Source organism: Streptomyces sp. NPDC003697, assembly GCF_053587115.1.
The window spans coordinates 1-25,083 of record NZ_JBSFNN010000038.1 but is presented as its reverse complement, the minus strand read 5'-3'; the positions used below and the strand labels follow the sequence as shown (position 1 = coordinate 25,083).

General features: G+C 72.6%; 21 protein-coding genes and 1 pseudogene. 9 read left to right on the top strand and 13 right to left on the bottom strand.

Going from position 1 to position 25,083, the window contains the following annotated elements; genetic code table 11:
- The first annotated feature begins 6 nt into the window (after positions 1 to 6).
- The 3 genes from ACWDNY_RS17175 (at position 7) to ACWDNY_RS17165 (ending at position 4,304) form a co-directional block, all read left to right on the top strand.
- The gene (locus ACWDNY_RS17175) at positions 7 to 1,569 is read left to right on the top strand and encodes a sodium:solute symporter (RefSeq protein ID WP_451646569.1); all 1,563 of its coding nucleotides are present in this window, start codon (positions 7 to 9) and stop codon (positions 1,567 to 1,569) included.
- Positions 1,570 to 1,705: 136 nt separating this feature from the next.
- Positions 1,706 to 2,875: an anhydro-N-acetylmuramic acid kinase gene (locus tag ACWDNY_RS17170; RefSeq protein WP_451646568.1), complete on the top strand. Its 1,170-nt coding sequence runs from the start codon at positions 1,706 to 1,708 to the stop codon at positions 2,873 to 2,875.
- Between the two features lie 358 nt (positions 2,876 to 3,233).
- Entirely contained in the window at positions 3,234 to 4,304 is a 1,071-nt protein-coding gene (locus ACWDNY_RS17165) for a helix-turn-helix domain-containing protein (RefSeq protein ID WP_451646567.1), read from the top strand.
- Positions 4,305 to 4,344: 40 nt separating this feature from the next.
- Here ACWDNY_RS17165 and ACWDNY_RS17160 read toward each other — a convergent pair whose 3' ends face one another.
- From ACWDNY_RS17160 to ACWDNY_RS17150, 3 genes are all read right to left on the bottom strand, one after another.
- Entirely contained in the window at positions 4,345 to 5,634 is a 1,290-nt protein-coding gene (locus tag ACWDNY_RS17160; protein WP_451646566.1) for a hypothetical protein, read from the bottom strand.
- Positions 5,628 to 7,004, bottom strand: a complete 1,377-nt coding sequence (locus tag ACWDNY_RS17155) for an N-acetylmuramoyl-L-alanine amidase (protein ID WP_451646565.1) — start codon at positions 7,002 to 7,004, stop codon at positions 5,628 to 5,630. The genes ACWDNY_RS17160 and ACWDNY_RS17155 overlap by 7 nt, the downstream gene beginning before the upstream one ends.
- 178 nt (positions 7,005 to 7,182) lie before the next feature.
- Positions 7,183 to 8,352, bottom strand: coding sequence for an SH3 domain-containing protein (locus ACWDNY_RS17150; RefSeq protein ID WP_451646564.1), 1,170 nt, complete (start codon positions 8,350 to 8,352; stop codon positions 7,183 to 7,185).
- Positions 8,353 to 8,796: 444 nt separating this feature from the next.
- Here ACWDNY_RS17150 and ACWDNY_RS17145 point away from each other — a divergent pair, with 444 nt between their 5' ends.
- Positions 8,797 to 9,609 (top strand): M23 family metallopeptidase, encoded by an 813-nt coding sequence (locus ACWDNY_RS17145; RefSeq protein WP_451646563.1) that lies wholly within the window; start codon positions 8,797 to 8,799, stop codon positions 9,607 to 9,609.
- Positions 9,610 to 9,772: 163 nt separating this feature from the next.
- On the opposite strand, the pseudogene ACWDNY_RS17140 reads toward ACWDNY_RS17145, so the two are convergent.
- Positions 9,773 to 10,545 (bottom strand): annotated as a pseudogene (locus ACWDNY_RS17140) (alginate lyase family protein).
- Between the two features lie 344 nt (positions 10,546 to 10,889).
- On the opposite strand from ACWDNY_RS17140, the gene ACWDNY_RS17135 reads away from it, so the two are divergent.
- The gene (locus ACWDNY_RS17135) at positions 10,890 to 11,849 is read left to right on the top strand and encodes a DUF5996 family protein (RefSeq protein ID WP_451646600.1); all 960 of its coding nucleotides are present in this window, start codon (positions 10,890 to 10,892) and stop codon (positions 11,847 to 11,849) included.
- A 91-nt stretch (positions 11,850 to 11,940) separates the two neighbouring features.
- On the opposite strand, the gene ACWDNY_RS17130 is transcribed toward ACWDNY_RS17135, so the two are convergent.
- From ACWDNY_RS17130 to ACWDNY_RS17110, 5 genes are all read right to left on the bottom strand, one after another.
- Positions 11,941 to 13,350: an MFS transporter gene (locus ACWDNY_RS17130; protein WP_451646562.1), complete on the bottom strand. Its 1,410-nt coding sequence runs from the start codon at positions 13,348 to 13,350 to the stop codon at positions 11,941 to 11,943.
- 637 nt (positions 13,351 to 13,987) lie between these two features.
- Positions 13,988 to 16,009, bottom strand: a complete 2,022-nt coding sequence (locus tag ACWDNY_RS17125; protein ID WP_451646561.1) for an NPCBM/NEW2 domain-containing protein — start codon at positions 16,007 to 16,009, stop codon at positions 13,988 to 13,990.
- Positions 16,010 to 16,562: 553 nt separating this feature from the next.
- Positions 16,563 to 16,940, bottom strand: coding sequence for a toxin Doc (locus ACWDNY_RS17120; RefSeq protein ID WP_451646560.1), 378 nt, complete (start codon positions 16,938 to 16,940; stop codon positions 16,563 to 16,565).
- Positions 16,940 to 17,179 (bottom strand): hypothetical protein, encoded by a 240-nt coding sequence (locus ACWDNY_RS17115; RefSeq protein WP_451646559.1) that lies wholly within the window; start codon positions 17,177 to 17,179, stop codon positions 16,940 to 16,942. The genes ACWDNY_RS17120 and ACWDNY_RS17115 overlap by 1 nt, the downstream gene beginning before the upstream one ends.
- Positions 17,180 to 17,361: 182 nt before the next feature.
- A complete protein-coding gene (locus ACWDNY_RS17110) occupies positions 17,362 to 17,757 on the bottom strand; it encodes a hypothetical protein (protein ID WP_451646558.1) in 396 nt (131 codons plus the stop codon).
- A 167-nt stretch (positions 17,758 to 17,924) separates the two neighbouring features.
- On the opposite strand from ACWDNY_RS17110, the gene ACWDNY_RS17105 reads away from it, so the two are divergent.
- Both ACWDNY_RS17105 and ACWDNY_RS17100 read left to right on the top strand, forming a co-directional pair.
- Entirely contained in the window at positions 17,925 to 18,062 is a 138-nt protein-coding gene (locus tag ACWDNY_RS17105) for a hypothetical protein (protein WP_451646556.1), read from the top strand.
- A gap of 9 nt (positions 18,063 to 18,071) precedes the next feature.
- Positions 18,072 to 19,136 (top strand): SDR family oxidoreductase, encoded by a 1,065-nt coding sequence (locus tag ACWDNY_RS17100; RefSeq protein WP_451646555.1) that lies wholly within the window; start codon positions 18,072 to 18,074, stop codon positions 19,134 to 19,136.
- Positions 19,137 to 19,411: 275 nt separating this feature from the next.
- Here the strand turns inward: ACWDNY_RS17100 and ACWDNY_RS17095 are convergent, their stop codons facing one another.
- The 4 genes from ACWDNY_RS17095 to ACWDNY_RS17080 form a co-directional block, all read right to left on the bottom strand.
- Complete coding sequence (locus ACWDNY_RS17095; protein ID WP_451646554.1) at positions 19,412 to 20,056, bottom strand: LacI family DNA-binding transcriptional regulator; 645 nt, start codon at positions 20,054 to 20,056, stop codon at positions 19,412 to 19,414.
- A 343-nt stretch (positions 20,057 to 20,399) separates the two neighbouring features.
- The gene (locus ACWDNY_RS17090) at positions 20,400 to 20,939 is read right to left on the bottom strand and encodes a DUF3761 domain-containing protein (protein WP_451646553.1); all 540 of its coding nucleotides are present in this window, start codon (positions 20,937 to 20,939) and stop codon (positions 20,400 to 20,402) included.
- 371 nt (positions 20,940 to 21,310) lie between these two features.
- Positions 21,311 to 22,204, bottom strand: a complete 894-nt coding sequence (locus ACWDNY_RS17085) for an SGNH/GDSL hydrolase family protein (RefSeq protein WP_451646552.1) — start codon at positions 22,202 to 22,204, stop codon at positions 21,311 to 21,313.
- 141 nt (positions 22,205 to 22,345) lie between these two features.
- Positions 22,346 to 23,020: a YceI family protein gene (locus tag ACWDNY_RS17080; protein ID WP_451646551.1), complete on the bottom strand. Its 675-nt coding sequence runs from the start codon at positions 23,018 to 23,020 to the stop codon at positions 22,346 to 22,348.
- Between the two features lie 441 nt (positions 23,021 to 23,461).
- On the opposite strand from ACWDNY_RS17080, the gene ACWDNY_RS17075 reads away from it, so the two are divergent.
- Both ACWDNY_RS17075 and ACWDNY_RS17070 read left to right on the top strand, forming a co-directional pair.
- Positions 23,462 to 23,719 carry a hypothetical protein gene (locus ACWDNY_RS17075; protein ID WP_451646550.1) on the top strand — a complete coding sequence of 86 codons (258 nt, stop codon included), beginning with the start codon at positions 23,462 to 23,464 and terminating at the stop codon, positions 23,717 to 23,719.
- A gap of 285 nt (positions 23,720 to 24,004) precedes the next feature.
- Positions 24,005 to 24,994: an aldo/keto reductase gene (locus ACWDNY_RS17070; RefSeq protein ID WP_451646599.1), complete on the top strand. Its 990-nt coding sequence runs from the start codon at positions 24,005 to 24,007 to the stop codon at positions 24,992 to 24,994.
- The last annotated feature ends 89 nt before the right edge of the window (positions 24,995 to 25,083 follow it).

The window sequence follows — 25,083 nt, the reverse complement described above, 5'->3', positions numbered from 1 at the left end:
GTGAGCGTGCGCCAACTCGACCTCGTGGTGGTCGTCGTCTACCTGGTGGCGATCGCCGTGATCGGACTGCGCCTGGCCGGACGGCAGAAGACCGCCAAGGACTACTTCGTCGGCGAGGGCCACATGCCCTGGTGGACGGTCTCCTTCTCCGTGGTGGCCACCGAGACCAGCGTGCTCACCGTCATCAGCGTGCCCGGCGGCGCCTACAGCGGGCAGGGCTTCGGCAACGTCGAACTGGCCCTCGGTTACGTGATCGGCCGCGTCGTCGTGGCCACCGTGCTGATCCCCCTCTACAAGCGCGGCGGCTTCGTCAGCGCCTACCAGTACCTGGGAGACAGATTCGGGCTGAGGCTCCAGGGGCTCGCCTCGGTGACCTTCGTCTTCACCCGGCTCCTCGCCGAGGGCGTCCGGCTCTTCGCCTCCGCCATCCCGATCAAGCTGCTGCTCGACGAGTTCGGCGTGCACGCGGGCTACCGGGTCATCATCGTCGTGCTCACCGCGATCACCGTCGTCTACACCTACCTCGGCGGCATCAAGGCGGTCATCTGGACCGACGCGATCCAGATGGGGCTGTACCTGGGCGGCGCGATCCTCGCTATCGCCGTGCTGTCCGGCCACGTCGGCGGCCACGGCTTCTCCCGCGCTCTGCACGCGGGCCAGTTCCGTCTCTTCGACACCGACTTGGGTCTGGCGCACATCCTGACCAGCCCGTTCGCCCTGCCCACGGCGATCATCGGCGGCGCCATCTTCGCCATGGCGAGCCACGGCTCCGACCAGCTGATCGTCCAGCGCATCCTCGCGACCCGCTCGCTGCGCGACGGCCAGAAGGCCATGATCGCCTCCGGTGTCTTCGTCACGCTCCAGTTCGCCGCCTTCTCCCTCGTCGGCGCCCTGCTGTGGTCCTACAACGAGGGCAGGAGCTTCAAGGACCTCGGTCTGAGCAGCTCCGACAACCTGTACCCGAACTTCATCCTGCACGGCCTGCCCGTGGTGGTCTCCGGCCTGCTCGTGGCCGGCATCCTCGGCGCCGCGATGGGCTCGCTGTCCTCGGCGCTGAACTCCATGTCGAACTCGACGGTCGCCGACATCATCCACAGCTTCTTCCGCGCCACGCCCTCCGAGGACTTCCTGCTCAGGCTCGCCCGGGTGATGACGCTGGTGTGGGCGGTGCTGATGGCGGTCTTCGCCTGCGCCTTCAGCACCAGCACCGGCAACGTCTACCTCACCGGCCTCACCATCGCGGGCTACACGTACGGCGCGCTGCTCGGCGCGTTCCTGCTCGGCCGGATCGTCCGGCGCGCCAACGAGACCGACTCCGTCGTGGCGTTCCTGGTGACGGTCGCCGTGATGACGTACATCGTGCGCGACGTCAAGATCGACGTCAGCGTGGCCGGCGCCACCGTGCCCACGGCGATCGCCGCCCAGTGGCTGGTGCCGATCGGCGTGGTGGTCACCCTGGCCGTCGGAGGCCTGATGAGCCTGTTCCACCGCGCCCCCGCGCCTGCCGAGGTGACCGACGGCGGTGAACCGGGCCCCGACCGCCTCGCGACGGCAGCCGGCCGCGACTGACCGTGCGATCGCCCCACCCGGTGCGGGGGCGCCCGCCCGGCCCCGCACCGGCCCCGCCCGACACTCTCCGGAGAGACGCCATGCAGCAGCCGCAACCGACCCCGTCCACGCGGCGGATCCTGTGCCGGGAGGCGCCGTGCGTGTGATCGGCCTGATGTCGGGCACCTCCTACGACGCCATCGAGGCGGCCGCCGCGGACCTGACGCTGGACGGCACCACCCTGCTCCTGCGGCCCCTCGGACACCTCTCCGTCCCCTACCCGGACGACCTGAGGGACCTGATCGCCGTCACCCTGCCGCCGGCCGCCACCACCCTGGAGGCCGTGTGCGCCCTGGACACCGGCATCGGGCAGGCCTTCGCCGGCGCCGCCGGACGCGCCCTGCGCGAGCTGTGCGGCGGCACCGCCGATCTCGTCGTCTCGCACGGCCAGACCATGTACCACTGGGTGCGGGACGGCACCGTGCGCGGCACGCTGCAGCTCGGCCGGCCCGCGTGGATCGCCGAGGCCACCGGCCTGCCGGTGGTATCCGACTTGCGCAGCGCGGACGTCGCGGCGGGCGGGCAGGGCGCACCGCTGGTCGGCCTGACCGACACCCTGCTGCTGCGCGACCTGCCCGGCACGCCCGCGGCGCTGAACCTCGGCGGCATCGCCAACGTCACCGTCCTCGCTCCCGGCGCGGAGCCGCTGGCGTTCGACACGGGCCCCGCCAACGCCCTGCTGGACGCGGCCGTACGGCACTTCACCGGCGGCGCCTGCGCCTACGACGAGGACGGGCGCCGCGCCGCCGCCGGCCGGACCAGCCCCGAACTGCTGCGCGTGCTGCTGGACGACCCCTACTACCGCCGGCCGGCCCCGAAGAGCACGGGCAAGGAGCACTTCCACCTGCCCTACCTCCGGCGGGCGCTCGACGCGGCGCCCACGGCCGCCCCCGACGACGTGCTGGCCACCCTGACCCGGCTGACCGCCGTCACCGTGGCCGACGCCTGCCGCGCCCACGCGGTCACCGAACTCGTCGTCTCCGGCGGCGGCGCCCGCAATCCGGTGCTGATGCGCATGATCGCCGAGGAGCTGCCCGGCGTCCCGCTGCGCCCCAGCGACGACCTGGGCCTGCCCTCCGCCGCGAAGGAGGCCCTGGCCTTCGCGGTCCTGGGATTCCTCACGGTCCACGGTCTGCCGGGCGTCCTGCCCTCGGCCACCGGTGCCCGCCGGGCGGCGGTCCTCGGCAGCATCACCCCCGGCTCGTCGCCGCTGCGCCCGCCCGAACCCGCCGCACGGCCGCCACGCCTGCTGCGCGTCCTGCGCTGACCTCCCACCCCGGTGCCGAGGACCCATGAGCCCTTTCGCCGCCCCGTCTCCCGGCCGTCCCCCGGGCCGACGTCCCTCTACCCGACCACCGCCCGGTCCGGCCCCCGACGCGGCCGAACGCCGCCGCCCGAACGGGGCGTCGGCCGCCGCGGGGCCACGGTCTCCGGACGGGGCGGGAGCCCGCAGACGCGTCCGGCCGACGTGCCGGCGTGACGAGGCGCCGACGTGCCGGTCGCCCGGTGTGGCGGTGGTTCCCGCTCTCCGGTCGGCCCCTGCCGTGAGGGGGCGTTCACTATAGTGAGCCACCGGTCCCGCGACGGTCCTGACCCTTCCAGGGGGTGCGTGCACGGTGCTGCAAGTGGACTTCTCAGAAGGGTCGTTGACCCGATTACGGGTCGCTCGCGGAGCGGACCCGCTGTGGGACGCCGTCCTCAGCCTGCACCTGCTGCAGAACAGGCAGGAGTCACTGGCGTACGACGGGTGGCGGCGGGAGGTGCGTGCGGCCCTGCTCCGCGAGGGACTCGCCGACGACGTCCGGGCGTTGATGCCGCTGTGCCCGGCCTCGGGGTACTTCCCCGACTTCCTCACGCCCAGCACCGGCGAGGCGAGTCTGGAGCACGGCGTGGACCGGGTGATGTCCACGCCCCGGCGCAGGCTCGTCACCGAACTCACCCTGCTGTGCGCGGACCTGCGGGGCCCGGTGCCGCGCAGCGTGCGCTGGGTGGCCACCGGGGACCCGGCCGCCCTGCGCTGGCTGGGCAGCACCCTGCGGCGGTACCACGCCGTGGCCGTGTCGCCCTACCTGGACGCGATCGGGGCACGCGTCGCGGAGGACCGGGCCCGGCGTGCCGAGGCGGCGCTCGGTGGCGGCGCCGAGGGGCTGCTCGCCAGCTACACCGAACTCCCCGGCTGGCAGTGGCACGGCGGGCGCCTCGCGGTTCCGTACCCGGAGGCCCGGCTGATGCGGCTGCGCGGTCGCACGCTCACCGTGGTGCCGGGGTTCTTCTGCGTACGGGCTCCGCTGACGCTGGTGAACGAGACGCTGCCGCCGGTCCTGGTGTACCCGACGCCCCCGGACCCCGGCTGGCTGCCGCGGCTGCGCGCCGGGGCGGGCAGGCCGTCCGTGGCGCAGCTGATCGGCACCTCGCGTGCGCAGGTCCTGGAACTGCTCCGGACCCCGATGACGACGACGGCGCTGGCGGCGGCGCTGCGCCTCGCGCCGTCGACCGCGAGCCGGCACGCGACGGTGCTGCGGGAGGCGGGGCTCGTGGTGACCCGCAGGGAGGGCAACCGGGTGCTGCACCGGCGGACCGCCCTGGGACGGGCGCTGCTGGAGGGAACGGGTCCCGGGCCGGGTGCGGCCCCCGCCCCGGCAACGCCGTTCGAGACGGTGACCGCACCCCACGGCGCGTCGCCGGACGCACCGTAGGGGGCGGGCGGATGCGAGGCATCCGCCCGCCGCGACCGGCTCAGCAGGTCGGCACGCCCGGGAGCCAGGCGTCGGGGACGTCGATGAAGATGTTGGAGATGTAGCCGCCGTAGTCGGGCAGGTAGGACCAGGCGTCGTTGCTGTAGCCGTCGTAGTTGACGAGCTGGCCGTGGACCTGGCACTTGACGCGCACCGTGGTCGGGCCGGGCAGGGTGGCCACACGGGCGGACGTGGTGGTCGCCTGCTGACGGATGCTCACGTCCGTCCCCCAGGTCGGGAAGGACTTGGTGTCGCCGCCGCCGTCGGTCCACAGGTAGGTGACGGTCACGTAACCGTTGTTGTTGAGGCCGATGTTGTAGAAGGTGCCGTCGGCCAGGTCGATGCCGGCCGGGTTGGCGACCTGGCGACCGAACTCGTCCCGTCCGCCGTTGTACCCGTTCTGGTAGGCGGCCTGCGCTTCGGGCACTCCCCGGGCGAGGTCCTTCCACTGCTCCCGCTGCGTGGAGGGGTTCCAGTAGTCGTCGTGCGTGTTCCAGGGGCCCACGTCCCAGACGGGCGCGGTCTCGCAGCGCGCCGGCCCGCACACCTGCACCGAGTACTGGCCGCTGCCGTTGGGCGACAGGGCACGCCGCGAGGGCAGGGCCACGAAGTGGTCGTTGCTGCGTATGACATGGCCGTTGGCGGTCGTGCCGCCGACGAGCCCCTCGCGGGTGGCGAAGACACGGGCCGAGAAGGCCGAGGCCGCCGCCAGCGGCCGGGCGGCGGCGGTTCCCCCGTCGTCCGCGCTCAGCGTCAGTTCCTCCACGGCCGGTGTGGTGCCGTCCTGGGCGCTCCACAGGGTCAGCCGGGCCTGTACGTCCTCCACGGGCCGGGGCAGTTCGGCGGGAGCGCCCGCCGTCGCCTGCCGCCACTCCGTCCAGGTGCCGTCGGCGGCCCGGCCGCGCACGTCCACCGCCACGCTCGTCCCGCCGGGCACCGCGGCGTCGAGGTCCACGGTGACCCGGTTCACCGGCCGGCTCACGTGGTGCGACTCCAGCACGGCCGACGCGTAACCGCGGTCCTGGCCCAGCGACGCCGGGCTGAGCGAACCGTCGCGTACGCGCAACGCGCCGTCGCCGTAGCGGACGTTGACGTCGTCCGAGCCGGGGTGGGACAGGTCGGCCCGCCAGGAGACCACGCCGGTGGCGGCGTGCGGCGCGTCCGCGGCGTCGGCGGCCGGGGCCGTGCCGAGCGCCGTACCGGCCAGGGCGAGGAGGCCGAGGGTGCCGCGGAGCAGGAGGGATCTGCCGCGCGGGGCGGGCCTCTTGTGGGGGGACAGGTGGTTCAGCATGTGGGTACTCCCGGGAGCCAGGCGTCGGGGACGTCGATGAAGATGTTGGAGATGTAGCCGCCGTAGTCGGGCAGGTAGGACCAGGCGTCGTTGCTGTGGCCGTCGTAGGTGACGAGCTGGCCGTGGACCTGGCACTTGACGCGCACCGTGGTCGGGCCGGGCAGGGTGGCGACGCGGGTGGACGTGGTGGTCGCCTGCTGACGGATGCTCACGTCCGTCCCCCAGGTCGGGAACGGCGTGGTGGTGCCGCCGTCCTCCCCGCGGACGAGGCTCATGTAGTACGACCAGTCCCAGTACGGGCCGGGGTCGGTGTGGTCGTTGCCGGGCACCTCGCTGTGGCCGACGATGTGCGTACGGTCCTTGGGGATGCCGTACTTGTCGGTGAGGTACCGGGTCAGCGCGGCCGAGGACCGGTACATGCTGTCGGTGAACCAGAACGGCGTGCTGATGTAGCCCTCGTGCTCGATGCCCACGGAGTAGGCGTTGGCCGAGCGGGCGTGCCAGGCGGTGTCGCGTTCCCGCACCGTCTGGGTGACCTGGCCGTCGGAGGAGCGGACCACGTAGTGCGCGCTGACCTCCGCCGCCGGGTCCTTGAACCAGTTGATGGTGCCGGCGTAGGAGCCCTGCGTGACGTGCACGACCACCGTGGTGATGGCCGAGCTGCGGCCGGTTGCGTAGTTGCCGGCGTAGGCCGGTGACCACAGGGCCGACGGATAGTCGGCGGCGGCGGCGAGTTCCTCCGGTGCGGCCTCGGCGTACTTCCCGCGCCGGGGGTCCACCCGGTGCGGGGCGACGCGGACCTCCTCGCCGCCGGACACGTGGGCGCGGACGCCCTGTTCGAGGACGTCGTAGACCGCGTCCGCGTACAGGCGGCCCGCCGTGTCGCTGCCGGGCGCGCCGTAGCGGGCGGCGACCTGGTACCAGTCGTCGAGCCGGTGCCGGCCGGCGGCGCGGAGGCCCGACTCGTCGGCCATGGCGCGCAGGACGGCGGCCCCGCCGCGGATGTTCGCCGCGGGGTCGTGCTTCAGCCGGGTGGCCGTGGCGGTGGTGAGCCGGGCGGCCTGTTCGAGCGTGTGCCGGGTGGGATTGCTGACCAGGTGCATCATCCCGAAGCCGTTGTCCTGGCTGGGCAGTCCGTGGTGGTCGTCGAGGCGCGTCTCGGCGTAGGCGACGGCCACCAGCAGATCGCGGGGTACGTCGTAGGCGGACGCCGCCCGCGCGAAGGCTTCGTTGAGGGAGGTCGCGGCCGGCGTGGCCGGCGGGGAGGGGGCCGCCGCGGTGGCCGGCTGAGCGGTCAGGGCGAGGCCGGTGGCCAGGGCCAGCCCGAGGAGGGCGGCCCGCAGGCGTCTGAGGGGAGGTCCGGGGGGCATGTGGGGGCTGCTCCGTTTCTCGGGTGAGGGGTGGGACGGCATCGCGGGGAGCCGTCGTCGGACATCTGAGGGAAGGCCGCCGCGGTGTGCGGCCCGGTGCCGGGAGGGGAGGTCCCGGCGACGGGCCCTGTGCTCGTGCCCGGGCAGGGGTGCGGCGGGGCAGTGGCCAGGGCGCTCGTCAGCACACGGGGACGCCGGGCAGACGGTCTCCGGGGGTGTCGACGTAGACGTTCGTCAGATAGCCGCCGTACTGGGGGAGATGGGCCCACCAGTCGCTGGCGCGGGTGGCGTCCGTGATCCGCTGTCCCTGCTTCTGACAGGTGACCAGGACCTCCACGCCGGCCGGCAGCGTCGTGACGACGGCCGAGCCGGTCGTGGCGCCGGCGCGGACGCGCACTCCCGAGCCGAGAGTGGCGAAGCGGACTCCGGAGGGGCGCTGGGCGCCGGGCACGTCGAGCGAGTCGACCAGGCGGGTGAGCCGGGAGTACGCGGTTCCGTACGGCGTGCCGTCGGGGTGCAGGGTGAGCACGGCCACGATGGACCGGTCGTCCGCGCCGACGGTGCCGGTGGAGTGCAGGGCCTCACTGACCAGATCGACTCCGCCGGTGGCGGCGACGGTGGCGCGGCCGGTGGCGGCCCCGGGCGGCCGGGCGCCGTGGGCGGAGTCCGCGCCGGCCGGGGTGGCAACGGGCGCCGGTGTGCCCGCGTCCGCGGTGCAGCCGCCGGAGGTGAAGCCGGACCACCCCTGCTTGACCGCCCAGGGGCCGGTGAACGCCGACGGGATGCCGAAGTACTGGTCGTAGCCGTCGTTGGCGCACCGGGTCGAGCGGTGCAGAGCCCCCATGACGAGGTCCCGTACGGGGGCGGGAGCACGGTCGAGGACGTAGCGGTAGATCCGCACGGTGTCCGACGCGGTGACGGCGGTGTACCCCCAGAAGCCGGGGTGGCTGGCGGGCGGGGGAGCGGTGCCGGTCAGTCCCAGCCGGGCGGCCATCCGTTCGACGATCCGGCTGCCGCCCCGCTGCGACCAGTAGTGGCTCGCCTCGCCGTCGTCACTGCTGCGCAGCATGGCCTCCAGACGGGCCCGGTCCTCGGCCGGGACCTGGTAGCCGGGCCCGAGGTCCCACAGGACGTCGAGGGCCAGGAGCAGCTTCACGACCGACGCCGACCGGAACTGCCGGTCCTCGTCGAGCAGTTCGGTGAACCGGCCGGTGGAGCGGTCGAAGACGGCGACGCCGGCGGTGACGCCCGCGGGGACGTCCGGGCCCGGCGACGGCCGGGGCGAGGCGGCCAGGGCCGGCACCGCCATCAGCGCGCCCAGCACGCCCAGGGCGACGGCGAGGGTCACGAGTCGGCCGGCGCCGTGCCGGACACGGCGCCGGGAGCGGTGGGACGGCCGTACCGACTGCCGGTCGGCGGAAGGGCCGGACGCCGCGGGGGAACGCCCGGGTCGCGGGTCGCGGCCGGCCGTGACCGCCGCCGGCCGACCCTCCGGGTGTCCCGGGACCTGCTGTCGCGTGCGCGCTGAGTCCCGGTGTTCCGGGCGTGCCTGCTGCATCGTTGCCCACTCCGTCCGCCGTGCCAACGAGACCCGCAGTGGCGCGAGTCGACCGCACCCCGGTCACGCATGGTGGCCCGTTGGACTTGTCATGGGCAAGACATTGCGTTCTGAACGAAAGGCACCGCCCGCTTCTTGTGCCGCACCAGCCCCGTCCCTACCTTGTGCCCCGGCCCGCCGTCCGCCCGGACGCCGGCGTCCCCAGCTGCTTTCCCCACGAAGGAGCGATGCGCGATGCCCCTCAGACGCCTCTGGACCCCAGCGGTGACCGCCCTGATCGCACTGGCCGGCCTGCTGCTCCTCCCGGTGCAGTCGGCTGGCGCCGCCACCACCGGGACCACGGTGGCGGCGGCGCCGAACTTCAAGGCCCCCTACCCGTGCGGCCAGAAGTGGACCTACAGCCACCACTCGGCCGAGGTGCGCCGCGCGCTGGACTTCGTCCGCGCCGACGGCGGCACCACCAACGGCACCCCGGTCCTCGCCTCCGCCGCCGGCACCGCCTACCGGTACTACCAGGCGAGCGGCGCGGGCAACTACATAGCCATCGAGCACGGCGGCGGCTGGCGCACCTACTACTTCCACCTGTCCGCCTACAGCGTTCCCGACGGCGCGCACGTCGAGCAGGGCCAGCAGATCGGGACCACCGGAAGCACCGGCAACTCCACCGGCCCGCACATCCACTACGAACAGCTCTACAACGGCGTCGGTCAGGACATCGTCATCAACGGTGTCGCGCTGGCCTACCCCGGCAGCTACAACCAGTACTTCCTGAGCAGCGACAACGGCTGCGGCGGCGCGGGCGTGCCGTTCATGACCTGGGGCAGCGGCGTGCGGGTGCGCAGCGACGCCTACCTCAGCGCGCCGGTGGTCACCACGCTCGGCGGACCCACGAGCGTCCGGGTCCTGTGCCAGAAGCAGGGCGACACCGTGAACGCGGAGGGCTACACCAACAACTGGTGGAGCAAGCTGCGCGACCAGAACGGCTTCATCAGCAACATCTACATCGACAACCCCGCGGCACAGCTCCCCGGCGTCCCCCTCTGCTGACCCGGCCGCGGTGAACCGGCCGGCCCGGACACATCCGGGCCGGCCGACCCGCGCGCGGCCGGGCCCGAGCGGTCGCCGGCGGTGCTTCCGGGCGGGGGTGACGACGCGTCAATCGTCTTGCCCGCTCTCCGGCGGACGGGCCGCCCCGCCGGCAGGCCACGGGTCAGCCCGCGATCGAGTCCAGCTGCTCCGCAGCCGGGCGCAGGGCCCACAGATCACCGCCGGGCGGCGCCTGCAGCTTCGGCTCGGCCGCCTCGGCCGCCGTGTCCCCCGCGTCAGCCGCCGCGTGCACCACGTCGGTCGCCGCGTACCGGTGGAACTCCAGCTCGGGGTGCGGCCAGGCGGAGGCGCCGGTGGCGGCCGGCAGCAGGTAGCCGACCGCCCTGAACAGGCTCTGCCCGTCCGGCCCCCGGTAGGCCCACAGGTTCACGCCCACGTGCCTGCCGATCGCGGCGAGCCGGGTGTAGGCGACCAGGTCGAAGGTCGAGTAGTGCCAGCTGCGGGTGCGCGCCAGTTCCTGCGGCTGACCGCCGTCGCCGGCGATCTGCGGCTCGATGGGCCGGGCGCGGGCGTCGAGCACCGTACGCCGGGCCAGGTCCCGGTCGCCGGTGTCGGCGCGGTGCTGGGCCACCAGTAGGGGGCCTCGCTCAGGTGGTCGTGCACGTCGCCGCCCGGCGCCGGCCTCGGCTTGTCGGCGACCGTCCAGGGGCCCTGGTCCAGCCAGGCGTCGGCCCGGGTGGTCAGCTGCTTGACCGAACGCCGCAGCCGGGGGTCGCCGTGGTCCAGGCGCAGCCTGGTCTGCCGCAGCCGGGCACCGTCCAGGACGGCGGTGTCGGGGACCTTCGGGGCCGTGTGTGCGGAGGCGGAGGGGACGAGTACGGCGGCGAAGGTCGCCGCCGCGGCCACGAGGACGGCCACACGGGGTCTTCCACTCATCAAGCGCTCCGATCAAGCCATTAGTCCATGTCGATGAACAGAGTTCACGATGGGGACCGTGGGGGCCTAGAGCCGCCGAGCGCCCAGAGTCGACCCTGTGCCCGGAGACGTGCGGTGCGGGTGGACGCCTCATCCACAGTGGAGGTCCAGCCGGTCGAACCCGGTTCAGCCGGCACCCCACGGCCGGCACCCCACGGTGGGCGCCGGGCCGCGGGCCGGGCCGCGGGTGCTCCGACGCGCCTGCGGGACGCACGAGATGCCGCGCCCGTCCGGCGTGGCCATCATGGTCAGCCAGGCTCCGTCCGGCCGTCAGCGCTGCCGGACGGCAGGGAAGGGTGATGACCATGGAGCTGTTCCCGCCGGTCCCGCTCGCCGAGTGGCGCGACACCAAAGAGACGGTCCACCGCTTCGCGCAAGTCGTCGGCAAGGTGCGACTCGCCGCCAGCGCCCGGCGCAACCACTGGTGGAACGTCCCCTTCCACCTCACCGGGCGGGGCATCACCACCCGCCCGACGGGACTGGCCGACGGACATCCGATCTTCACGATCGACTTCGACTTCGTCGCGCACCAGCTGCTCGTCTCGAGCCTGGACGGCCGGCAGATGTCCCTGCCCCTGACCGGCCAGTCCGTGGCGTCCTTCCACGACGCGGTCATGCGCGCGCTCGCCGCGCTGGGCGTCCGGGCGCACATCGACCTGGACCGGCCCTTCGACCTGCCCGACTCCGGCCGGCCGTTCGCCGAGGACACCGAGCACGCGACCTATGATCCGGCGCAGGCGGGCCGCTACTGGCGGGTCCTCAGCCAGGTGGCGTCCGTACTGGAGGAGTTCGCCGCGGGCTATGCGGGGAAGGTCAGCCCAGTCCACCACTTCTGGCACACCTTCGACATCGCCCACAGCCGGTTCTCCGGACGGCGCGTCGAGCAGCCCGAGGAGATCGACCCGGTCACCCGGGAGGCCTACTCCTGGGAGGTGATCAGCTCCGGTTTCTGGTTCGGGGACGACACCTTCCCCGAGCCCGCGTTCTACTCCTACACCGCTCCGGAGCCCGCCGGGCTGGCCGAGGAGCCGCTCCGGCCGGCGGCGGCGCACTGGGCCGCCCGGCGCGGCAGCCATCTGGCCGTACTGCCGTACGAGGAGGCCCGTGCCGAGACCGACCCGCGTGCCGCCGTGCTCGCCTTCTACGACAGCGCGTACCGGGCCGGTGCCGGGCGCGCCGGATGGGACATCGAGTCGCTGGCCTCCCCCGGCGGGGTGACGGACCCGCAGTTGCGTCCGCGCCGCCCCGATGCGGCGCCCGGCTGAGACCGCGGCGGCAGAGGCGGGGCCCACGCCGCTGCGGCCACCCGGGCGCTGCCCCTGACCACGTGTCCGGTGACGGTGGACGCCGGCCGGATCACACGGCGGAGGAGGCGACCGCGGCGTGCTCGCCGTCGGCGGAGGCGTGCTCGCCGTCGTCCAGGGAGATGTCCTTGGTCTCCTTGCCGAGGAGCAGCGCGGTCAGCGTCAGCGCCGCCATGGCGGAGAGGTAGACGCCCACCAGCCACGGCGAGCCGTCGCCGGCCTGCCACAGCGCCACCGCGATGAACGGGGCGACGGCCGCGCCGAGGATCGAGCTGACGTTGTAGGAGATGCCGGACCCGGTGTAGCGCACGCTCGTCGGGAACAGCTCGGGCAGCAGCGCGCCCATCGGGCCGAACGTCATGCCCATCAGCGCGAAGCCGAGCACGAGCCACAGCACCACGCCGAGGGTGCCCAGACCGATCAGGGGCACCCAGACCAGTCCGAAGACCAGGATGGCGGCGGTGATCCAGACCAGGGTGGTGCGCCGTCCGTACTTGTCGGCGAGTGGCCCGGAGATGAGGGTGAACGCGGCGAAGAACAGCACGCCGAAGATCAGCATGAGGACGAAGGTGGTGTAGCTGTATCCCAGGCCGGGCACGGCGGCGTCCTTGGCGGTGCGTCCGTAGCTCAGCGAGAACGTGGTCATCAGGTAGAAGAGCACGTACGTCGCCAGCATGATGAACGTGCCGAGGATCAGCTGCCTCCAGTGGCCGCGGACCACGGTCGCCAGCGGCAGCTTCTGCACCTTCCCCGCTTCGCGGGTCTTGGAGAAGACCTCGGACTCGACGAGCCGCGACCGCACCCACAGGCCGATGGCGACCATCACGGCGGAGAACAGGAACGGGATGCGCCAGCCCCAGCTGACGAAGGCGTCGGAGGGCTGCGTGGGGTCGGCGCCCGCCGTGGACGGCAGCACCGCCCCGATGATCAGGAACAGGCCGTTGCCGATGATGAAGCCGAGCGGGGCGCCCAGCTGGGGGAACGTGCCGTAGAGGGCGCGCTTGCCGTTGGGAGCGTTCTCCGTCGCGACCAGCGCGGCACCGCTCCACTCGCCGCCGAGGGCGAAGCCCTGCGCGAGCCGCATCAGCACGAGCAGTGCGGTGGCGATCCAGCCGGCCTGCACGTAGGTGGGCAGAACACCGATGAGGAACGTGGCGATGCCCATGGTCAGCAGCGAGACCACCAGCGTCCGCTTGCGGCCCAGCCGGTCGCCGAGGTGTCCGAAGAAGACGGCCCCGATCGGGCGGGCGACCATCGCGGCGCCGAAGACCGCGAACGACGACAGCAGCGCCGTGGTCGGGTCACCACCGGGGAAGAAGAGGGAGGGGAAGACCAGCACCGCGGCGGTCGCGTAGATGTAGAAGTCGTAGAACTCGATCGTCGTGCCGATGAGGCTGGCGATGAGGACGCGGGAGCGCGGATTGACGGGTGTCTGGGCTGAGCCGGTGGCTTGTGCGGGCATTGCTCGGTCTTTCGCGCGAGGTGGAATCGGTCGCCGAGGGCCCGGACCTCCGCATACGTCCCCCTCGCCGAAAGACCGTGCGAACCGTACGGGCAGGGCAACGATCGCAGGCGTCTTACTTTCCGAAAAGCGCCGACCACATGGTGAGACGTCCGGTGGTCGCCCCGGGGTACCCCTCAGCCGACCGCTCGCCCCGGTCGCCGGCCGGATCCCGGCGGCCGGACGGGGACCGGGGTCCGACCGGCCACGACGCCGGATCACGGGGCCTGCCCGAGACACGTGTGGACACGCTCGGGGGCGCGGGCACCGGTGCGTCCGACGAACCGGCGAGCCGGAATCGAGATGCAGCTGGATGGCCAAAACGCCGATGTTCGTCACCGGTGGGACCGAGGCGCGAGCGCGTCGAGGACCCGGCCCACGTACGCGCTGCTACCCAGGAGCCGGCGCGGTGGCCGCAGTGGGGGAGCATCCGCCGGTGCGGGCCGGGGGCCGGCCCGCACCGGCCCTACCGGCCGAGTCCGGCCGGATCACGCCGGGCGCCGGGCGGTGACGGAGACCAGCGGGGGGTGGTGAGCTCCAGCAGGTGACCGGGTCGAACGCGCCGCTCCTTGCCGGGTGCCGGTCCGGGCCGGTGGGCTCAGCAGCTCAGCCGGGCGTCCGCCCAGTCGGCGTGGTCGGAGTCGGTGCCGTCGCCGCCGTCCGTGACGACGAGCCGGACGGTCCGGGCGCCCGTCACGTCCGCCCTGAGCGGCTGGGCGGGCATCGCATTGGTCAGCACACCGGTCGAGGCGGCCTTCGTGTCGTCCGCCCAGATCTCGAAGACGACGGTGCCCCTGGAGCCCTTCTCGTCGTCGACGCCGACGTCCGCGGTGACCGTCGTGCAGGCCCGGCCGGTGTAGTACTCCACGGCGCTCTCCGCGTGCACACCGAGCCCCTTGCCGTACACCGTCCCGCCTACGGTGATGGGGTGACCGTCGCCGGCGGCGCTCTCCCCGTTGCTGGTGTCGCGCTCGACGGGTCCGTAGCCGTTGGTGGCCGACAGCCACGGCAGGTCACCGAGCGCGGAGGTGCCCTCGGGCGGCGCCGGCACCACGGACGCCGTCAGCGGCAGGACCTGGGTGACGCGCTCTCCGGCCGGTGAGCGGTACCGCGCCCGCAGCGTCAGGTCGTACGATCCCGCCGGAGTCCCGGAGGGTGCCGTGAGCGACCATGTGGTGCGCAGGGACCGGTCGGTCGGCAGCGCGTCCACGCCCGTCGGCGACGCCGGTTCCACGCTCCAGCCGCCGGGGCCGCGCAGTGTGACGGACACCCCCAGGGCCGGGGTACGGCCCAGGCCGGTCACGGTGGTGGTGAGCCTGCCCCGGGTGCCGGCCTCGACCAGCGGGCTGCTCCGCAGGCCGAGCTCGACGGCGGGCGGGTGGGAGGCCCACCTGCCGTCGGCGGCGACGCGCAGGAGGACGGTGCCGTGCGCCGGTACCGTCGCCGCGATCGTGCCCGCGGTGTTGTAGCTGCGGTGCTGCCACAGATCGCGCAACGTGTAGGCGGCGGCCCCGGGCAGGCCCACGGCCGCGGCGGTCGTGGCGATCCGCTGCGCCTGGCCGGACTCGTTGAACAGGGCCACCGCCCGGCTGCCGTCCCTCATCTGCTTGGCGACGACCCAGCGTCCGTCCTCGGAGGTGACGACGGTGCCCTGCTTGCCCAGCGGATCCTGGTCGACGGCGACGACCTCCTCGTTGCCCAGGATGTCGAAGGTGGCGTCGGACGCCTTGCGCAGGTCCGTGCCGATGAGCAGGGGAGCGGCCATGACCGCCCACATGGAGAAGTGCGAGCGGTACTCGGTGTCCGTCATGCCCCCGTTGCCGACCTCCAGCATGTCGGGATCGTTCCAGTGACCGGGGCCGGCGTACGGGGCGAGCGGCAGGTTCTTCTTCAGGATCGACAGCATCGAACCCCAGCTGTCGCTGATGTCCCCGGTGGTGCGCCACAGATGGCCGACGTCGGCCGCCCATTGCCAGGGCTTGTTCTCCCCCCATTCGCAGATGCTGTAGACGATGGCGCGGCCGGTCGCCTCGAGCGCGTCGCGCATGGTCGTGTAGCGCTGCTGGGCGTCCACGCCCTGGTTGTTGCAGTTGTCGTACTTGAGGTAGTCCACACCCCAGTCGGCGAACTGCCGTGCGTCGCTGTACTCGTGGCCCAGCGCGCCCGGGAAGCCGGCGCTGTTGCACGTCTTCGTGCCCGCGCTGCTGTAGATGCCGAGCTTGAGACCCTTGGCGTGCACATAGTCGGCGACGGCCTTGATGCCGTTGGGGAACCGGACCGGATCGGGCACCAGTTTTCCGTCGCCGTCCCGTTGCGGCAGTGCCCAGCAGTCGTCGAGGTTGACGTACTGGTAGCCGGCGTCCCTGAGGTGCTTGTCGACGAAGATGTCCGCGATGGCCTTGACCATGTCCTCGTCGAATTCGGCGCGGCAGTGCGTGGAGTTCCAGTTGTTGAAGCCCATGGGAGGGGTGAGGGCGAGGCCGTCGTCCAGTGAGGGCGCGGCGGTGCTCCCGGCGGAGGCCGCGGCTGCGGGCGCGGCCAGTCCCGCCGCCAGCAGCAGGCCGGCGACGAGGGGGCCGGCGATGTTCCGGGAGGTGGTGCGGGTGCGAGGGTGACGCATGGTTACGTTCCTCCGGACCAGCAGTAGGCGGGTACTGACGGCATGTACGCGTCAATGGTGCGCGATTATGGTAGGAGCTGTTGGACTTTGATGGAAGGGGAACGGTGCAGGATCGCTCCCGCGTCCCCCGCTCACGTGGTGATCGCCCCCGTCCCCGCGGGCTGCTGATCCCAGGCCGATCGGGGTTCTGGACGTGGTTCCCCCTGGTCTGGTCAGTCGCGAGCCGAGCCCAGCCGAGCCCAGCCGAGCCCAGCCGAGCGGGCCGTGCCGAGCGGGCCGTGCCGAGCGGGCCGAGCGGAGCGGTACCGACCCGTGGCTGACGTCGCTTCTGGTTCGGCTGAAGCCGGACGCGTCGAGGTCGCGCTGCCTTGCGGGTGGTCCGGCCGGCGCGCAGCCAAACACCCGAAGGCGACGGCCGGCGCCGGGACGGGACCGGCCGGGATCGACGGCGATCGTGCCGGGCGCGGCGGCCGTTCGCCGCCCGTCGACCCGGTAGCGGTCCGGGCCTGCGGTCCGCCTGCGGCGGACGACGGGCCTCCGGGGCCGTTTCGCCTCAGATCTTCCAGGAGCGCAGCGCGTCGGCGACGGCGTACACGCCCACCCGGCTGTCCCGCACCTTCCGGACAAGGTCGGACAGGGCACCGTAGGGCGGGTCGATGCCCTCGCCGCACTGGTCCATGTACTGGGCGGCGACGAACGCGGCGAACAGGCTGTTGCGGTGCGGGAGGGGTTCGAGACGCACGATGGTGTGCAGAAGCGCGGCCGCGCGCCAGGCGGGATCCGGGTCGGACGCCTCGAGGGTGGGCATCCGCGTCTTGTGCCGCGCGACGGCCGCGACCAGCGCGGAGTAGTCGGTGACCGTCACGTCTTCGAGTCCGAGGGCGATCTCCTGGACATCCAGCAGCCAGGAGACGTCGATGCGCAGAGACATCAGGCGGCGACGGTCCCATCGCCACGCCGGGAAGGCGGCAGCTCCTCGGGGAACGCCTCGTCGAACTCCCCGCGCAGCCTGTCGGCCCACGCGGTGGCGCCGGCGACGAACCGCTTGCGGTGCATCTCCCGCACGCCGAGATCGTGGAGGTACTGCTTCAGGCTCTTGCCCTCGGCGGCGGCGGCCGCGCGGACGCCTTCCATTTCCTCGTCGGAGAAGGACACGTTCAGAGATGGCATGCGGCCGATGGTACCTAGTTGGTGCCATACCCGCCACACCCACCCTGCCTGCCCGGTCCGAGGGGGACGCGACGGGCGGCCCCCATGCCGTGTCCGTGCCGCGCGCGGAGACGTGACAGGCGGGGTGCGCTCAGAACACCCCGACCGGCGGCCCGTGGCGACGTCGTCGAGGGGCCGACCTCTCACAGGCCCGCGTGCTCCAGCAGCAGCCCCAGGTCCCCGTCCCTCACCCGGGTGACCCCCTGCGGGTGCCGGTTGGACAGGGCGTGCAGCGGGACGGGGTCGAGATGCAGCCGGCGGGTCGCCGCCGGGTTCAGCGTCGCCGTGACCCGCCACGGCTGGCGGGGGCTGCCGGCCACCTCGTACGGCTCCTCCTCGATCTCCGCGACCGCGGCGATCTCCCGCACTGGCGAGGCGAAGTAGATCCACAGGCGGTCACCGGGAGCCATGCGCCGCCACCTGGACAGGCACCACTCCCGGCGGGGCGCGGTCTCGGCGAGTCCCAGCATGCGGTCCTTGGCCAGGGCGCCGCCGTCCGGGTCGCCGTCCGTGGGTTTCACGATGAACAGCCAGTCCACGAAGAGGTCCTCCCGCTCGGATGTGCCCCGCGCCAGGTGCCTGTGCCCTGCTCGGCGCCGCTCTCGTGTGTGCTGCCCGGCACCGGACCCGGCATGCCCGGTGTCGGACATCCCGTGACGGGTACCGGGAGCCGACGGGGAGCCGCTCTCACCCGGAGGGAGAAGACGTGCTCTCGAACAAGTCCCGTCCCGTCATCACGGCAACGCTGCCCGTGGTGGCCGACCACATCCATGAGATCGCCCAGCGCTTGCGGGGCGAGGGCGGCGGCCCCGACGGCGAGATGTCGGCGCTGCTGCACGACTAAGGACTCAGCATGACCACCGATTCCGTTCTGGTCGCCGGCGCCGGAGGCGTCATCGGGCGCAGCGTGGTGGAGGGCTTCGCCCGCAAGGGCATCAAGGTCCGCGGCGTCAGCCGCCGTCCGCCACAGACCTCACCGGGCTGGGAACACCTGCCGGTCGACCTGCTGGACCCCTCGGCGGCGCGTGCAGGGCTGCGTCCCGCCGCCGACACCACGCGGCTCGTCTTCGCCGCCTACATCGAGCGCACCGACCTCGCCGAGCAGGTTGCCCTCAACGTCGCGCTGCTCGACAACACCCTCGGCGCCCTCGCCGCGGCCGGTGCCCCGCTCAAGCACGTCACCCTGTACCAGGGACAGAAGTACTACGGCTCCCACCTCGGTCCTTTCAAGACACCCGCGAAGGAGGACGACCCGCGCCTCATCGGCCCGAACTTCTACTACGACCAGGAAGACCTGCTGCGCTCCCGTGCCGGGGAGATGGGCTTCCGGTTCACCATCTTCCGCCCCGAAGCGGTCATGGGGTACGCCCAGGGCACCCCGATGAACCTCCTCATGGCGATCGCCGCGTATGTCGCCGTCACCAAGGAACTCGGACTGCCGCTGCGCTTTCCCGGGGCCCTGGAGGCGTACGACGGGATCCTCTACCAGATGTCGGACGCCCAGCTCCTCACCCGCGCGACCGACTGGGCCGCCACCGCGCCGACCGCCGCCGACGAGGCCTTCAACATCACCAACGGGGATGTCGTCCGCTGGAGCCACCTGTGGCGTGCGCTGGCCGCCCACTACGACATGCCCTTGGAGGAACCGAAGACGATCGTCCTCGGTCAGCACATGCCGGCGCAGGAACCCGTCTGGCGCCGGATCGTGCAGAAGCACGGTCTGGTGCCCACCCCGTACGCCGAGCTCGTCGACTGGCGGTTCGGCGACATGATCCTGAACTCGACGTGGGACAACGTCAGCTCGACCATCAAGCTCCGCAAGGCGGGATTCCAGGACTGCTACGACACCGAGGAGCGTCTCCTCGAACTGCTGGACGACCTCGGTCGGCGGCGCATCGTCCCGCCCGCCCGGGCATGACCTCACCATCCGAGCGGCGAACAGCGCGAAAGCGTCGGCTCCTCCGGCGACCAGGCTCTTCTGGCCGCCCTTCAGCGAGGCCGCGATCAGCAGGGCCTACCCGTGGCGCCGGGCTGCACGCTCCATGCCGCTGGTGATCCGGTCGGATACGGCGTCGCCGCGTCGTGGTCCGCCGCCTCGGCCCGGCGCGGACGGGCGCAGACGCCGGGACGGCGATCGCGTGCCCGCCCCGGATCCGCGGCACACCCGCCCCGCACCGGCGCGACCGGCCGCAGTCACCGACCGGCGGTGCTCTCCCGCACCAGAAGCCGGTGCCGGGCCGTCACCTCCCGCACGCCGGCACGTGTGCCCCGGTACCGGGGACCGTGGATCTGCTGGTCCAGCATCTGCACCGCCACCCGGGCGATCTCCTCCTTGTCGGGGGAGACGGTGGTGAGCGTCGGTGTGCTGTAGCGGCCGTCCTCGATGTCGTCGAACCCGGCGACGGCCACGTCCCCCGGTATGCGCAGGCCCCGGGCGAGCGCGGTGCGCTGAGCCCCGAGCGCCAGCAGGTCGTTGAAGCAGAAGACCGCCTGCGGCGGCTCCTGAAGTGCGAGCAGCTGTGCCATCAATCGCGCGCCGTCGGAGCGGTGGTAGGAGCCGGTCGGCGGGACGAGCGCCTCGTCGTAGGGCAGACCGGCCGCGGACAGGGCCTCCCGGTAGCCGGCGAGCCGCAGGTGAGCGGTGTTCGCGCTCGGGTGCACCTGCCGTCCGATGGCGGCGATACGGGTGTGGCCGAGCGACAGCAGGTGCTCGGTCACCTCTCTGGCCGCACGCTGGTTGTCGATGGCCACGTGGTGGGTGGATCCGTCGATGACCCGCTCGCCCAGCAGCACGAGCGCGGTGGTGTCGCTGCGCTCGGACAGCTCGTCACGCCCCACCGCGATCGGACTGAAGATCAGACCGTCGAGGACGGCTTCCGGACCGACGTGCTCGACCTGGTGCGGGAGCTCGGCGTCACCACCGTTCGCTATCCCGGCGGCAACTTCGTCTCCAACTACCGTTGATGGCGGGAGCGGTGATCGCCAGCCTGCCCGTCCTGCTGCTGTACGTCGTGGCCCAGCGCTGGGTGATCGAAGGCGTCTCCCGGTCGGGTCTGAAGGGCTGAACCTGCTGTTCCACGGGACCACCCCGGCGCGCCTCGACCCGCGCGCCGGGAACGGGCGGACCCCGGCCGGCCATCCCGCCGGCCGGCCCGTCCGGCCGCCGCCCGGGGCCCGCGGCCTAGCGGTAGAAGACGGCCACGCCTCCGTGGTGCGAGCAGGCGCCCTGGTGGTGGGCGGCGTAGGAGTAGCTGCCGTCGTTGCACAGAGCCGTGGCGCCGTTCCCGGCACTGCTGGATCCGCCCGAGCTGCCGGACCCGCTCGAGCCGCTGGCGCCGCCGCTGCCGGACCCTCCCGAGGAACTGGAGCCGCCTCCCGACGACCCGCCGGACGCGTCACCGCTGCTGCCGGAGCCCGTCGTGCCGGCCCTCGCGGTGACGGTCACCTTCACCTTGACCGTCCTGGTCGCCGTCACCGTGGGTGCGGGCGGAGGTGTCGCGGTCTCCGTCGCGGTCGCCGTCGCGGTGACCGTGGCGGTCGGCTGCACCTTGGCGGCCGCGGCCTGCGCGTCGTTCCCGTTCCCCTGGTCGCCTGCGCCGGCGCCGATCCCGAGGCAGAACGCCAGGCCCATCGCGGGCAGCACATAGCGCTTGCGGGCCCACTTCGGGGCGGCCCGGACAGAGGGCGTGGGCTGCGGCGGTATGGAGTACGGATTCGTCATGTGTCCCCCCAGGGCGTGGTGGCGGCGCCGACCGCAGCGCCGGCAGTGACATCGGTGTGCCGCGCAGGTGCAGCCCACTCGTGATCGGCCCCCTGAGCCGACGAGAGGCCCCGCACCGTGGCGCGAACGCGCCGGTCACAGTTCGCCCCGAAGAGTACACGGCACCTGCACCACCCACGCAATATCTTCACAACAGCCGTTCGCTGCAACGGGTTGAGGGCGCGTCGAGACCCGGGCGCCCGGAAGCGAACCGGCCACCGGTCCGCAGCTCAGCCACCTGAGCCTCCTGACCCGTGAAGCGGACGGGGCATGGCCGGACAGCCCGACCCCCGTCCCTCATCCCATCCCTGACGGACCGCCGACGGGCGACCTCACGGGTTGCCCGAGATCCTGCGGACGGCGGCGGCGAGGGCGGCGCCGACGGCCCGTGCCCCCGCCGCGTTGGGGTGCAGGGGGGCGGCCAGGTGCTCGGGGACCACGCCTTCGACGTAGCGGTCGTCCGGGGCGGCGCAACTGTCGTGTCCGACGCCCAGCGCGTAGCTGTCGACGAAGACGGCGCCGTGCTGTCCGGCGACCCGTCTCATCGCGGTGTTGAGGTGGTTGACCGTGCCCTGCAGGTAGGTGGCGTCCTGCTTCCAGAAGGGCTGTCGGGGATAACAGCCCCCGGCGCGCAGGTAGTTGCCGTAGCCGACGACGAAGACCCGGGCGTGCGGCGCCCGCCGGGCGATGTCGTCCAGCACCGTGCCCAGGGCGGGCGCCCAGGCGTCGATGCGGGCCTTCACCTTGTCCGCGCCGCCGGCGGTGTTCTTCTTCGCGCAGCTGGTGCCGTGCGGCTCGGGCAGAACGTTGACGCAGGCCAGGGCCTGGCTGAAGAGGCCGGTGTCGTTGCCGCCGATGGTGATGCTGACGATGTCGGTGGTGGGCGTGAGTGCCGCGTACTGGGCCGCTGTGCCGGGGCGCTGGGCGCTGCGCAGATGACCGACGGTGGCCGAGGAGCAGGTGACGTCGGTGAGGTGCGCGCCGAGGGCCGCGGCGGCGACGCGGGGATAGTCGGCCAGGGAACGCAGGCAGGCTCCGCCGGCCAGGTCGGCCGGCGGCACCATCGGCGCGGCCGCGTAGGAATCGCCCAGCGCGACATACCGCAACGGTGTGGCGGCGGACGCCGTCGTGGCCGGTGCCGTGGCCGACAGGGCACCGGGGGCCGTCCCCGACAGGGCACCGGAGACCACGGCGATGGCCAGGGCTGTACGCAGGGTTGCCTTCAAGGACGCCTCCATCCGGCACGTGCGGCGCGTGATGCTGGTCTTGCTCCGAGCATGGGGGAGCAGGCGGACCGCCGCACGGTGGTTCGCCTGCTCGGGGTGGTGTGGCCGGCTGCCGGTCTCAGCCGGCAGGCCGCGGTCTGCTCACCTGGCGGAGGTGCGGATGGCGGCGATGTCGAACTGCAGGCGCACCTTCTCGCTCACCATGGCTCCGCCCTGGGCCAGCCTGGCGTCGTAGGTCAGGCCCCAGTCGGAGCGGTTGATCGTGGTGGTGCCGTCGAAGCCGACACGCTCGTAACCGAACGGGTCGGTCACATGACCGATGTAGGTCAGTTCCAGGACAACGGGGCGGGTGACCTTCTTGATGGTGAGGTCGCCGTTCATGCGGTAGACGTCCTGGCCCACGAGACTCACGCCGGTGCTCGCGAAGGTCATCCGGGGGTACTGCGCCGCATCCAGGAAGTCGCGGCCGACCAGGTGCGCGTCGCGCTGCTCCACGCCGGTGTCGACGCTGGCGGTGTACATCACGATGTCGGCGCGCGAGCGAGCCGGGTTGCGGCCGTCGAAGTACAGGCGGCTCTCGTACTTCGGGAAGGCACCTCGCACCGTCGTCACCATCGCGTGCCGTACGGAGAAGCCGATCCTGCTGTGCGCGGGATCGATCATCCACTCCCCGGTCAGCGCGGACAGGGCGGCGTCGGGCAGGACCGCGGCACCCGAGGTCGCCGGCGCGGTGGGGAAGACGGGGCCCTCCTGCGTGTCCGGGGTGGGGGGAGCCATCGCGCGACGGAGAGAAGGGGGGCGGCCGAAGAGGTTCATGAGGCACGTAATTATGTCAGACCAGCCCGCGCCGCAAGACCTGGGCAGGAAACCCGCCCCTTCGGCAGGAGATCTTCACAGATCGACCCGGCCGTACGAGCGTCTCGGCCCGGCGTGGCCACTACGGCGGAACCCCGGCCCCCGCGGCTGCGGAACGGCGGCGGCAGACGCAGGCCGCCGGCATGGGGGAGGGGAGCGGTCGGTGTCAGGCCGCATCCGGACGACGGCGGACTTTCCGGACGGACCGGCGGGACGGCGTGTCATCAGGGTGATCGAGGCGCGGGTGATTAGGGTCTCGGAGTGCTGAATGAGCCGTTCGTAGTCGCGAGCACGCCGACGGGCGTCCATCATCCAGGCCGTGTACCGCCCGGCGGCGCCGCGGCCGGTCAGGCCACACCCGGAGGTCTCAGGACGGCCGATGGTCCTGATCGTGAGGTTCAGATGCCCGTTCGCCCGGATCACCAGCTCGCCCCCGTACGCGGAGTCGGCGCAGGCGAGAGCGGCATTGGCGAGGTACGTCAGGCGGACGCGGCAGAGGCCGCGCACCGCAGCGGCGGCGTGCGGGGCGGCGGCCGTGGTGAGCAGGACCATCAACGACGGGCGGCGCCGGTCGACCACGAGATGGCGTTCGCGGCCATCGACCTTCTTCCCTGGGTCGTGGCGACGGCGTTCTTCCCCGACCGGGGCCGCTTCGACTGACCGCGGCACCGGCGAAGACACCGTCGCGCCCCTGACCAGGAGCCTGCCGCCCGGAGCAGGCCGGCCACCTTCCAGCGATCTGTTTCGAACCGCAGCCCCGTTCCAGCGCGCGGCTTGCGTTGGAGTGTGCTCCAGGCCGTAGCGTCGCGCTCGCCGCAGAACGCGGGGCCGGTGATCGGCCGGTGCCCCGCACGGGATGCCGGGCGGTGGATTCTGCCGCTAGATGGATGAGGGGCAACGCGCGGCGTGGACAGTGAAAAGGCGCAGGAAGGGCTGGGATACGGCATGCAGGAACGAAGTCTGCGAGACCTCCGGGTATCGGCCATCGGCCTGGGATGCATGGGCATGTCCGCTTTCTACGGGTCGACGGATCGGGAGGAGGCGATCGCGACCATCCGCCACGCCCTCGATCTCGGGGTGAATTTTCTCGACACCGCGCAGATGTACGGGCCGCTCACCAACGAATCGCTGGTCGGCGAGGCGGTCCGGGGACATCGCGAGGAATATGTGATCGCGACGAAGTTCAACTACCGGATGGACAACGCCGTACCCGGCGACATCAGCACGGTCGGCCCGCAGGACGGCTCTGCCGAGCACGTCCGCAGCTCGGTCCACGGTTCCCTGGAACGTCTGGGAACGGACCACGTCGACCTCTACTACCAGCACCGCGTCGATCCGAACGTGCCCATCGAGGAGACGGTCGGCGCACTGGGCGAGCTGGTCGCCGAGGGCAAGGTGCGGTACATCGGGCTGAGCGAGGCGAGCGCCCAGACCATCCGGCGCGCCCACGCCGTGCACCCGATCACCGCGGTGCAGAGCGAGTACTCGCTGTGGTCGCGGGATGTGGAGGCCGAGGTGCTGCCCGCCTGCCGGGAGCTGGGCATCGGCTTCGTGGCGTACTCGCCGCTGGGGCGCGGCTTCCTCGCCGGGCGGTTCACTTCGCCGGAGGACTTGGACGCGAACGACTGGCGGCGCGAGAACCCGCGCTTCCAGGACGCCCACCTGGAAGCGAACCTGCGGCTGGCGGCGAAGGTGAAGGAGATCGCCGCGGAGAAGGACGTCACCCCGGCCCAGCTGGCGATCGCGTGGGTGCTGGCCCAGGGCGAGGACCTGGTCCCGATCCCGGGCACCAAGCGGCGCACCTATCTGGAGCAGAACGCCGCCGCGGCCGACATCGCGCTGACCGAGGAGGACCTGGCCCGCATCGACGCGGAGCTGCCCAAGGCGTCGGGTGAGCGGTACGACGAGGCGGGGATGCGGTCGGTCGATCGCTAGTGCCGCGGCAGGCAACGTTCGCCCCGTCGCGACGCCCGGCACGCCCTCTCGCCGCACCGGCCGGAAGCCCGAGTACATCCAGTACGAGG

Bases quoted from the DNA above. Each gene is read 5' to 3' on its own strand.
- ACWDNY_RS17070 (WP_451646599.1), top strand. From the start codon at position 24,005: ATGCAGGAACGAAGTCTGCGAGACCTCCGGGTATCGGCCATCGGCCTG.
- ACWDNY_RS17090 (WP_451646553.1), bottom strand. From the start codon at position 20,939: ATGACGAATCCGTACTCCATACCGCCGCAGCCCACGCCCTCTGTCCGG.
- ACWDNY_RS17125 (WP_451646561.1), bottom strand. From the start codon at position 16,009: ATGCGTCACCCTCGCACCCGCACCACCTCCCGGAACATCGCCGGCCCC.
- ACWDNY_RS17155 (WP_451646565.1), bottom strand. From the start codon at position 7,004: ATGCCCCCCGGACCTCCCCTCAGACGCCTGCGGGCCGCCCTCCTCGGG.
- ACWDNY_RS17135 (WP_451646600.1), top strand. From the start codon at position 10,890: ATGGAGCTGTTCCCGCCGGTCCCGCTCGCCGAGTGGCGCGACACCAAA.
- ACWDNY_RS17100 (WP_451646555.1), top strand. From the start codon at position 18,072: ATGACCACCGATTCCGTTCTGGTCGCCGGCGCCGGAGGCGTCATCGGG.
- ACWDNY_RS17115 (WP_451646559.1), bottom strand. From the start codon at position 17,179: ATGCCATCTCTGAACGTGTCCTTCTCCGACGAGGAAATGGAAGGCGTC.
- ACWDNY_RS17160 (WP_451646566.1), bottom strand. From the start codon at position 5,634: ATGCTGAACCACCTGTCCCCCCACAAGAGGCCCGCCCCGCGCGGCAGA.
- ACWDNY_RS17075 (WP_451646550.1), top strand. From the start codon at position 23,462: ATGCCCGTTCGCCCGGATCACCAGCTCGCCCCCGTACGCGGAGTCGGC.
- ACWDNY_RS17145 (WP_451646563.1), top strand. From the start codon at position 8,797: ATGCCCCTCAGACGCCTCTGGACCCCAGCGGTGACCGCCCTGATCGCA.
- ACWDNY_RS17120 (WP_451646560.1), bottom strand. From the start codon at position 16,940: ATGTCTCTGCGCATCGACGTCTCCTGGCTGCTGGATGTCCAGGAGATC.
- ACWDNY_RS17080 (WP_451646551.1), bottom strand. From the start codon at position 23,020: ATGAACCTCTTCGGCCGCCCCCCTTCTCTCCGTCGCGCGATGGCTCCC.
- ACWDNY_RS17130 (WP_451646562.1), bottom strand. From the start codon at position 13,350: ATGCCCGCACAAGCCACCGGCTCAGCCCAGACACCCGTCAATCCGCGC.